Consider the following 10264-nt stretch of genomic DNA (forward strand, 5'->3'; position numbering starts at 1 on the left):
CAGATTTTTGCTTGCGAGTTGCAAAAACAGGGAAATTGTATCTTAATACTAAAGCAAAATTAAACCATTATCACGAAGCTTCGGGACGCCCAAATCAGTATCAATATGGTAAAATGGTGGTAAGAAATGGCTGGTATGTCTGGCGGATAAAAAATTCGAAACCAAACATAAATAATTTCTTTAAATGGCACGCAATCACTATGCTTCTAACATTGATTCGTTATTCTAACGTAATTTCAAAAACAAATAAAAAGGAGGCTTTTACTGAAGCATTGGGAAGAACAATAGGATGGTGGAGTTTGATTATAAATAAACCAAAATGAATTTAAAAATAATATTTTTATGAGATTAGAAATATCCACATGGACTCATCATTTAAATCAACTTATTTACTCGTATTTTTATTTTTGTAAAAAAGAGGACTTTGATATAAAAATTGTGTTTAATAAGAATATTAAACACAACGGGGCAGTATTGTATATTGATGGGATTAACATTTTTTTTGATTACTCGGATGACTCTAAATTTATCGATTTACCAGAAAATTTCAGTTATTATTTTAAGAGATCTCTTCTTGTAAAGGATAAAATTAATAACGTCCACCCACTGCACTTTAATGTACCACTGACTTATAAGCCTATTTCGTTATTAACAAAATTAAATACAGATATATTATTTTATAAATCAAATAGAACTGAAGTGATTAGGGCCATTGATTCGTTTTCTTTGTTTACTAATTCTTCACATGCTGTTTTGGATATTCGAAGATATCCTCAAAAGGTCTTTGATTATGGGGGCAATATAATATTTCATACCAGATTGTGGAATCCAAATAATCATCCTGATGCTGATGAAAAAGAAAGGCGAATGCTGCAAAATGAATTTAGAATTCAGGCATGCAGAATTATAAAAAAAAACTATAAGAACGCATCAGTAGGTTTGTTTTCAGATGATTTATCTAAATCGTTAGGTCCTGATATATTACTGGATTCAAGAGATTCAAAAAAGAATAATTATTTAAAAACGTTAAATAATTATAATATATGTGTAGCAGATGATGGTTTAAAAGACACTCCGGGTTGGAAAATAGGAGAGTATTTGTTGTTTGGGAAAGCTGTGATAACAACACCATTGAATATTGTTCTAGGAAACTTTGAGGAGCATATCAATTATGAAAAATTATCAACCCGTTCCTCTTATCTAGAGTTGCCTGATAAAATTGAATATTTGCTCAAGGATAAAAGATATTTAGAAATGGGACAAAATAACTTAATATGGAGTAACACATATTTACATCCTAAAAACTATATTAAAAGAATATTATCTATCATAGAAAAAAGCAATTTAGTGTCAAATCAATGAAATTCGCTATTATCACTCACGTTCCTCACATTCAATCACAAAATCAGTATTTTGCATATGGACCTTATGTTAATGAAATGAATATTTGGGTGAAATATTGTGATGAAATAATTATTGTAGCTCCAATTCAAAAAGCAGAAATAACAGCGATCGATTGTCCTTACAATTCAAATAACAGACAGTTTGTGTCCATTAGCCAAATTAGTTTATTGGGATTTCGGGCAGTTTTAAATGCAATAATTAAGGCACCCAAAATTAGTTGGCAAATTTTTAAAGCAATGAATCAAGCGGATCATATCCATTTGCGTTGCCCCGGTAATATTGGTTTATTGGGCTGTTTGGTCCAAATTTTATTTCGCGGCAAACCCAAAACGGCCAAGTATGCCGGCAATTGGGATCCGAAAGCGAAACAGCCTTGGAGCTATCTTTTTCAAAAATGGATTTTGAGCAATACGTTTCTAACCAGAAACATGCAGGTTCTGGTTTATGGGCAATGGGAAGGAAGTACAAAGAATATAAGGCCTTTTTTCACGGCTACTTATTCCGAGGCGGATAAAATGCCGATGAAATTATTGGATTTAAAGACGAAAATAAATTTTGTTTTTGTAGGAGCATTGTCATCTGGAAAAAATCCTTTGTACGTAATACAATTAATCGAAGAATTATTCAGAAAAGGATATGATGTTTTTTTAGATTTGTATGGCGAAGGATTAGAACGTAAGGTATTAGAGCATTATGTTGTTTCCAATGGACTTGAAGGGAGAATAGTATTGCATGGCAATCAAAATAAGGAAACCGTAAAAAAAGCTTATCAAAACAGTCATTTTGTACTTTTGCCTTCCAAAAGCGAGGGTTGGCCAAAAGCCATTGCCGAAGGGATGTTTTGGGGTTGTGTTCCAGTAGCGACGGCTGTTTCCTGCGTGCCTTTTATGCTCGACTACGGGGAAAGAGGACTGTTGTTACAAATGAATTTGGAACAGGATACCCAACAGATAGAAACGGTTTTAAATAATGAAACGGTTTTTGACAGTAAAAGAAAAAAAGCAGTGGAATGGTCACAAAAATATACACTGGATGTTTTTGAAGAAGAAATAAAAAAATGCTTAGACAATGAAAAATAGTATAAAAACTAGAATTTTTAAAGGGTTATCTATTTTGCCAAATAAAATTGGATATGGTATTTATCATCTTTTGCAAAATGTTGGCGGGAATCAATCCTTTGAATCTAAATTGAAATCGACTAAAAACACTTATGAAAAAGTAGTGGAGGTTTTAAGCAAAAACAATATAAGTCTAATAAACCTGAAAATCGCAGAATTAGGGTCAGGCTGGGTTCCTATTTTTCCTTATCAATTGATTATTGAAGGAAAAGCAAAAAAAGTTAATACTTATGATATAAACGAGCATTTTAATCGAAAGGAAATAGACCAGCTAAATGCTTTTTATGCAAGTAAAAGTGCGATAGTATTAGAAAAAAAAGGAAAGTATAATTTATTAAAAGAAGTTTCTTATTTTCCTAAGACTAATATTTGTGATGGAGAAATTCAAGATGTTGATTTAGTTTTGTCAAGATTTGTTTTAGAACATGTAACTCCTAGCGATTTGTTAGAAATTCATAATTTTATTTATTCAAATTTAAAACCAGGAGGTTTGGTGTTGCATTTAATTTCACCAAGTGATCATAGGGCTTATAGTGATTCTTCACTTTCCTTACAAGATTTTTTAAAATATAGCAAAGAAGAATGGAATCAGATTCAAACCAAATTTGATTACCATAATAGACTTAGACTTCCCCAATATTTAGAGATTTTCAGTAAAAGTTTTGAAATACTCTATTTTGAGTATGATAAAATTAATATAGATTCGGAAAGTTATAGAAAATTTAAAAAATTAAAAATTCATGATGATTTTGCAAATTTTAGTGATCAAGAATTGATGGCTGGTAGTATAAATATACTTTTGCAAAAGAAATAAAAATGAGAATTATTCAAATCATAGATTCTCTTGAAGCAGGTGGGGCCGAACGTATGGCGGTCAATTATGCCAATGTTTTGGTTAAAAAAATTGAATTTTCGGGGCTTGTTACTACCCGTAAGGAAGGTTCTCTTTTGTCTCAAATCGATCCGAATGTTTCGTATTTGTTTTTGAACAAAAAAAGACAACTAGATATAGGTGCTCTTTTCAGGTTGAGATCTTTTGTTTTAAAAAATGAAGTTACACATATCCATGCCCACAGCACCTCTTTTTTTTTAGCTTTTTTATTGAAATGTATTTGTCCTTACTTGAAAATCATACGGCATGATCATTATGGAAACAATGAATTCTTAGCAACCAGGCCTCATTTTGGATTGAAACTAACGGCTTACTTTTTTATTGGCGTTATTGCCGTAAATCAAAGGCTTAAAAATTGGTCAGAAACGAAATTAAAAGCTAAGAACGTTATTTATTTGCCTAATTTTCCATTGAAAGAAACAGAGGTTGAAAAATGTACATTACTAAAAGGAGAGGAAGGAAAACGAATTGTTTCTTTGTCTAATTTAAGACCACAAAAAAATCATTTTTTATTATTGGAAGTAGTCCATAAACTAAAAGAATCACATCCAGATTGGACTTTTCACTTGGTTGGAAAAGATTTTGAAGATGAGTATTCCAAAGAAATTAAAAGACAAATTTATGAACTTGAATTAGGAAATAATATATTTGTTTATGGTTCCAAACAAGATATAGGGAATATTTTATCCCAATCAGACATTGCCGTTTTGACTTCGCAATCTGAAGGATTGCCGGTTGCACTTTTGGAATATGGATTGTACAAAAAAGCTGTTGTGGTTACTCGGGTGGGTGAAATTCCTTTGATAGTGGAAGAAGGAAAGAATGGCTTTATCGTGGATTCTAATAGATCTGATTTGTTTTATCAATCTATAATTGAATTGATAGGCAATGAGACTTTGAGATTTGATTTAGGAAATGCGCTTTATTACACTATTCAAACCGAATATACAGCTGATAGTGTAATAAGAAAATATTTAAATTGGCTGCAAACAAGTTAAAATGAAGAAAGAAGAACTGTCTTATGTTAAATTGATATTGTTTCATGTTTTTTTAGGAGCATTGGTATTTGCTTTGCCTTTTGTTTCCAAAATATACACTTTTGTAATATTTTCGTTTGGTGTTTATTATATTGTAAAAAAGGGCAATAAAAATAGTGAGGCTCTTATAATGTCAGCCTATGTAGTAAGTGTTGAAGTGCTTTTGAGAATGACAGATGGGATGATTTTGAATGAGTTTGGTAAATATTCAATCTTAATTTTTATGTTTCTCGGAATGATTTATTCAGGATTGTCTAAAAATGCTTTGTTGTATTGGCTCTTTTTGGTGTTACTGATTCCAGGTGTCATTTTGGCTTTAATTTCTTTGAATTTTGAAACTGATATCCGAAAGGCAATTGCATTCAATATTTCCGGACCAGTTTGTTTGGGAATTTCGTCTATATATTGTTATCAGCGAAAAGTATCATTTGATCGGCTAAAAGGGATTATTACTGCATTTTCTTTGCCCTTGGTTGCTATCGTGGTTTATTTATTTTTATATACACCCAGCGTGAAGGATGTGGTCACAGGGACACAATCCAATTTTGAAACGTCAGGGGGATTTGGGCCCAATCAAGTATCTACCATATTGGGATTGGGTATTTTTATTTTTTTTGCACAATTGTTGCTGAATTCTAAAAGTAGATTACTGCAAATACTGAATGGAGGATTTGTTATGGTTTTTGCTTTTAGGGGACTTGTCACTTTTTCTAGGGGGGGAGTAATGACAGCAGTTGCGATGATTTTTCTGCTTATGGCGGTATTGTATTTTCAGGCTAATTTTAAGACGAAGCCCAAAATAGGATTGATCATTATACTTTCTTTTGTGGCAGGATTGGGAGTATGGGGTTACAGCTCCTTACAAACCGGTGGGTTGATTAATAAGCGTTATGCTAATCAGGATGCCAGAGGAAGAGAGAAAAAAAGTCAATTAAGTGGAAGGGAGACACTTATCGAATCTGAGCTACAAATGTTTTGGAATAATCCCATTTTTGGAGTAGGTGTGGGAAGAAATAAAGAAATCAGAAAAAAAGAAACTGGAATTGTGGCTGCTTCCCATAATGAAATTACCAGAATGTTGGCCGAGCATGGTTCTCTTGGTTTGATTGATTTGATGATTTTGTTTTTCACTCCCTTATTTTTATTTATAAACAACCGTCAAAATATATTGGCTTTATCTTTCGTAGCTTTTTGGTTATTAACCATCAATCATGCCGCTATGCGGCTTGCCGCTCCTGCTTTTGTTTATGCACTTTCATTGTTAAAAATTTATATTGTTGAAAAACCTGCTCTACATAGGGAATAAGTTATCCAAGCATGGACTAACCCCAACCACTATTGAAATTCTTGGCCCACTCTTGGAACGAGAAGGTTTTAGGGTATCATATAGTTCTTCTCAAAAAAATGAAACGTTACGATTTTTTGCAATGCTCTGGAGTGTATTTCTATATAGAAAAGCTGACTATGTATTAATAGACACTTATAGCACAACTAATTTTTGGTATGCATTCGCCACTTCCCAGTTGTGCCGATTGTTTGACTTAAAATTCATTCCAATTTTACACGGGGGTAATTTAGCTTTTCGGTTGAAGAATAATCCGAAAATTTGTCAAATGATTTTTAAATATTCTTTCCAGAATGTGTCACCCTCTCTTTTTTTAATAGGCCAATTCAAATCGGAAGGGTATGAAAATGTTATACACATTCCTAATTCTATTGAATTAGAAAATTACCCTTTTTTGGAACGAAAAAAAGTGAAACCCAATCTATTATGGGTGCGTTCTTTTGCAAAAATATACAATCCTATAATGGCTGTTGAAGTATTTGCAGCAATAAAAAAGAAATATCCTGAAGCGACACTTTGCATGGTTGGCCCTGAAAAAGATGGGAGTTTATCGAGTGCTAAACAGAAAGCCAAAGACTTAGGTTTGGATGTGCTTTTTACGGGAAAATTATCCAAACAGAATTGGATAAATGAATCTAAAGGATATGATATTTTCATAAATACAACCCATTTTGATAACATGCCTGTAAGTTTGATTGAAGCAATGGCTATGGGTTTGGTTGTAGTTTCTACCAATGTTGGGGGAATCCCTTTTATGTTGGAAGACCAAAAAGAAGCTATATTAATTCCAGATGGTAATGTGGATAAGATGGTTGAAGCAGCAAATAGATTAATTGAAGATTTTGACTTGTTCAATAGAATTACTACTAATGCGAGACAGAAATCTGAAAAATTTGATTGGGATATAGTTAGACATAAGTGGATTAGTATTTTAAAATAAAGAAGGTTTAATTTTTATATAATAAGTAACTTGCAACACAATCCAATTTTGAAATCAATGGATAATCAAAAAAAAATGCACTTCGAAATTTCTGAGCGTAAATTACTTTTACGGGTTTTTGATGTGGTTTTTGTGCTGCTTGGTTTATATTGCATAGGATTTATTTTTAATTTTAATTATTTTAAATTTTCAACTAATAATTACTATTGGACTATTGTTCTAGCCCTATACATTAATGCATTTGGAGCTATTTTTGAAATGTATAATCTTCAAGTAGCCAGTAATCATTTTCAAGTGCTGCGAAGTACTATTTTAACCACTTCTTCGACCGTAATATTTTATTTACTGACTCCTGTTTTTTCTCCTCAATTGCCTAAAAATCGTTTGCAACTATTGATTTTTTACATTGTTTTTTTTATGGCATTGTACATTTGGAGAATGATTTATGTGCGGTTTTTGGCATCCAACCGATTTGTCCAAAATGCAGTTTTAATATGTGATAAAGAACAGGTGGAAGAGCTTGTTTTAGGATTGGAGAGTGTTGACCCTCATTATAAAATAATTGGATATGTAAATTCAGATTATCATTCGAAAAATGAATTTGAATATCAATATGTGAAACATATAAAAAGAGAAGATTTAACTTTATTTGTTACCAAAAATGGGATATCGGAAATAGTGGTAGCTTCTCAACATACAGATGGAATTACTACAGATTTATACCAACAATTACTTCATTTATTAGAATCGGGCAAAAGTATTAGAGAATATACACATGTGTATGAAAGTAAAACACAACGCATTCCGGTTCAATATATTTCTAGGGATTTTTATCGGTTTTTCCCTTTCAGCCGTAGTAATCAGAATAAATTATACTTGTATTTCATTAGAATATTTGAGGTTGCTTTTTCATTGATTGGTTTGGGAATAGGTTTGGTTTTACTTCCTTTAATATTGATATGCAATGTTTTTTGGAACAAGGGAAAATTGTTTTATACCCAAAAAAGGGTTGGGAAAGACGGTATTGTTTTTAAAATTATTAAGTTCCGTACAATGGTTCATAATGCCGAAAAATCAGGAGCAGTTTTTGCAAAACTCAATGATTCTAGAATTACCAAGTTTGGGAAGTTTTTAAGAAAAACCAGAATAGATGAATTCCCTCAGTTCATTAATATTCTAAAAGGGGATATGGCTGTGATTGGCCCAAGACCGGAACGACCGGTATTTGTGAATGAAATTGCTCAAATGATGCCATTCTATGAAACCCGCCATATTATTAAACCCGGTCTTACAGGTTGGGCTCAAGTCAATTATTCCTATGGGGAAAAATTGGAAGATAGCTTGATAAAATTGCAATATGATTTGTACTATATCAAACACAGAAGTATTTACTTGGATTTAAGTATTGCTTTCAAAACAGTTTCAACGGTTCTATTTTATAGAGGTCAGTAAGATTAAATAATTATTGGAATACGCTTTTTATGTTTGATAGCCAATCGAGTTAAGACTACTATGTTGGTTATTAGTATAGGAGAAACGATAAGCCAATGAACTTTTGTGATGATGAAAAAGAAGTACACAATCATCAAAAGAATGTTTAAAACAGAAAGTTTGTAAGTCCACTTGGAGTTTTTTGTGCTCCAAAAATACAATACCATAAAAAGAATAGGGTCGAACAATAAGATATTGTAATTGTATCCCAATTCCAGATGGGAAGAATAAAATCCTAAAAACACAAATAGCAAACCCAATAAAGCTATAGTCATTAGATAAATATAATCAATGCTTTTCTTATTTATCAAAATTACAAATCCCAAAAGTAAAAGATAAGTATAGCAATTATTCCACCAAGAAGATGGAGTTTCTTCTTCAAAATTTAATATTGTTTTGTTTCTCTTGGTTAAAGGATGATTTTGATACTGAATAAGTTTTAAACTTTTCTGAAGCTCAAACGGTAAAAATATTTTACTCCCCATTTGATCTACTTTTGTTCCGAAAACAATACTCGTTCCCAGTTTTTCATAAAAATGATTATTGAAATAAGGAAACAAAATGGATCTGTAAGTTTGGTCCGTATCTGTTTTTTTGGTAATTACTTTCGCGTTTAATGTTTTATTAATGACATCTACGACCTTAGAAGTGCAATTATTGTCAATAAATTTATATTGATACAATCTTTCGTCAGATAATAGTGATTGTGCTAAGTTGTCAAATAATTTTTGTTTGAGCGCAAGCGGAATATCTAATTCTTGTTCGTAGACATCTCTTTTTTCATAATTGTATTGATTGATAAAATCAACGTATCGATTGTTTACTATGAAATAATTTAAATCCCCTTTGGTAAACTTCATTACAAAGTTGGGTGTGTCAAAATCGAAAGCGCCGTAGTTATAGACCACATCAAGATTGTTGTCAATGTCGCTAACTCTTATAGCGGTGTGACCAAATAAAGAATAGGATTCATTACCGGTGCCACAAGTAAGCACGCTAATATGAGCGTTTTTGGACAATAAAACATCTTGGCAGTAAGAGTTATAAATGGAACCCAATAAAAGAATACAAACAAATATTTTTTTAAATAAAGGAGTTTTCATTTTGACATTTTTTTAAATATAAATTAAGATGTAATTTTTTCAATATTCAAAGTTAACCTCTAAAAAGGGATAAATCAATTTTTAAAGAAAATACATTGGAATACAATGCTGTACTTTGATTACCCAAAGAGGTTAATGCATAATCAATAGCGATTCCTTTGTATTTGAATCCCAAACCAATATTGGGTTGGAATCCTATTTTTTCGCCATTATCCAATTGTGTTACGTGCTGGAAATTACCAACACCTGCTCTTAAAAAGGCAAGATTGGTATAACCGAATTCAAGGCCAATGGCCGGATCGATACTAACTAAGCTGCTTGAAATTAAATCGTTGGTTTGAGTAAATTGCATATTCATATTGGCGGAAGCCAAAAGACTGTAATCTTGATGAAAAAGAATTTTTTTGGCAACTCCTAGTTGTGCTTTAGGGAGTGTGATCTCAGTATTCTCGGGCATTTCTTGATTTTGTCCCGGAATAGCGTCTGCTATTTTTTGATAAGCTTCTTCGTTGATGTTCCAAATATTATAAGTTGTCGTGATATCTCGAAGCATTAATCCAAATTGCCAATCATTCTTTTCAAATTGCAATCCAAAATCAAAACCAAATCCCCAAGAAGTTGCAAAATCCCCAATGATTCTTCGGATAATTTTAGCATTTACTCCATATTGAAACCCTTCTATTGGTAATTTTACGGCATACGAAAAAGTAAATCCATAATCAGCCGTTGAAAAAAGCTTAATTCGGTTGTAATCTATATTGCCTTCGTTATCTATTAAATCAGTAGTGTTCAAAATATCATCTACACCAAAACGAATCAATGAAATTCCCCAAGCAGTTCGGTCATCTATAGGACTGGCATAGGCCGCATAATCATATTTGGCAATATTGGCGAAGTAATTGGAATGCATCAAGGAGATTTGATTGTCTTCTAG

10 protein-coding genes are annotated in these 10264 nt (G+C 32.0%); 8 read left to right on the forward strand and 2 right to left on the reverse strand.

Going from position 1 to position 10264, the window contains the following annotated elements:
- From VFS71_RS04055 to VFS71_RS04090, 8 genes are all read left to right on the forward strand, one after another.
- Nucleotides 1-323: glycosyltransferase family 2 protein (locus VFS71_RS04055; protein ID WP_414655983.1), on the forward strand; the 323-nt coding region annotated here is incomplete at its 5' end.
- A 19-nt stretch (nt 324-342) separates the two neighbouring features.
- Complete coding sequence (locus VFS71_RS04060; RefSeq protein WP_326399530.1) at nt 343-1362, forward strand: hypothetical protein; 1020 nt, start codon at nt 343-345, stop codon at nt 1360-1362.
- On the forward strand, nt 1359-2483 hold the full coding sequence (locus tag VFS71_RS04065; RefSeq protein ID WP_326399531.1) for a glycosyltransferase: 1125 nt from the start codon (nt 1359-1361) through the stop codon (nt 2481-2483). Before VFS71_RS04060 ends, VFS71_RS04065 begins: the two co-directional genes overlap by 4 nt.
- Nucleotides 2473-3336: a class I SAM-dependent methyltransferase gene (locus VFS71_RS04070; RefSeq protein ID WP_326399532.1), complete on the forward strand. Its 864-nt coding sequence runs from the start codon at nt 2473-2475 to the stop codon at nt 3334-3336. The genes VFS71_RS04065 and VFS71_RS04070 overlap by 11 nt, the downstream gene beginning before the upstream one ends.
- A 2-nt stretch (nt 3337-3338) precedes the next feature.
- Nucleotides 3339-4412, forward strand: coding sequence for a glycosyltransferase family 4 protein (locus tag VFS71_RS04075; protein WP_326399533.1), 1074 nt, complete (start codon nt 3339-3341; stop codon nt 4410-4412).
- Nucleotide 4413: 1 nt separating this feature from the next.
- Nucleotides 4414-5757 carry an O-antigen ligase family protein gene (locus VFS71_RS04080; protein ID WP_326399534.1) on the forward strand — a complete coding sequence of 448 codons (1344 nt, stop codon included), beginning with the start codon at nt 4414-4416 and terminating at the stop codon, nt 5755-5757.
- Nucleotides 5729-6736, forward strand: a complete 1008-nt coding sequence (locus VFS71_RS04085) for a glycosyltransferase family 4 protein (protein WP_326399535.1) — start codon at nt 5729-5731, stop codon at nt 6734-6736. The genes VFS71_RS04080 and VFS71_RS04085 overlap by 29 nt, the downstream gene beginning before the upstream one ends.
- Before the next feature lie 57 nt (nt 6737-6793).
- The gene (locus VFS71_RS04090; RefSeq protein WP_326399536.1) at nt 6794-8188 is read left to right on the forward strand and encodes a sugar transferase; all 1395 of its coding nucleotides are present in this window, start codon (nt 6794-6796) and stop codon (nt 8186-8188) included.
- Nucleotides 8189-8190: 2 nt separating this feature from the next.
- Here VFS71_RS04090 and VFS71_RS04095 read toward each other — a convergent pair whose 3' ends face one another.
- A complete protein-coding gene (locus VFS71_RS04095) occupies nt 8191-9330 on the reverse strand; it encodes a DUF4105 domain-containing protein (protein WP_326399538.1) in 1140 nt (379 codons plus the stop codon).
- Nucleotides 9331-9382: 52 nt separating this feature from the next.
- A partial coding sequence (locus VFS71_RS04100) for a hypothetical protein (RefSeq protein ID WP_326399539.1) occupies nt 9383-10264 on the reverse strand: 882 nt, incomplete at its 5' end.

The sequence above is a fragment of the Flavobacterium sp. genome, from assembly GCF_035760125.1.
GTDB lineage: Bacteria > Bacteroidota > Bacteroidia > Flavobacteriales > Flavobacteriaceae > Flavobacterium.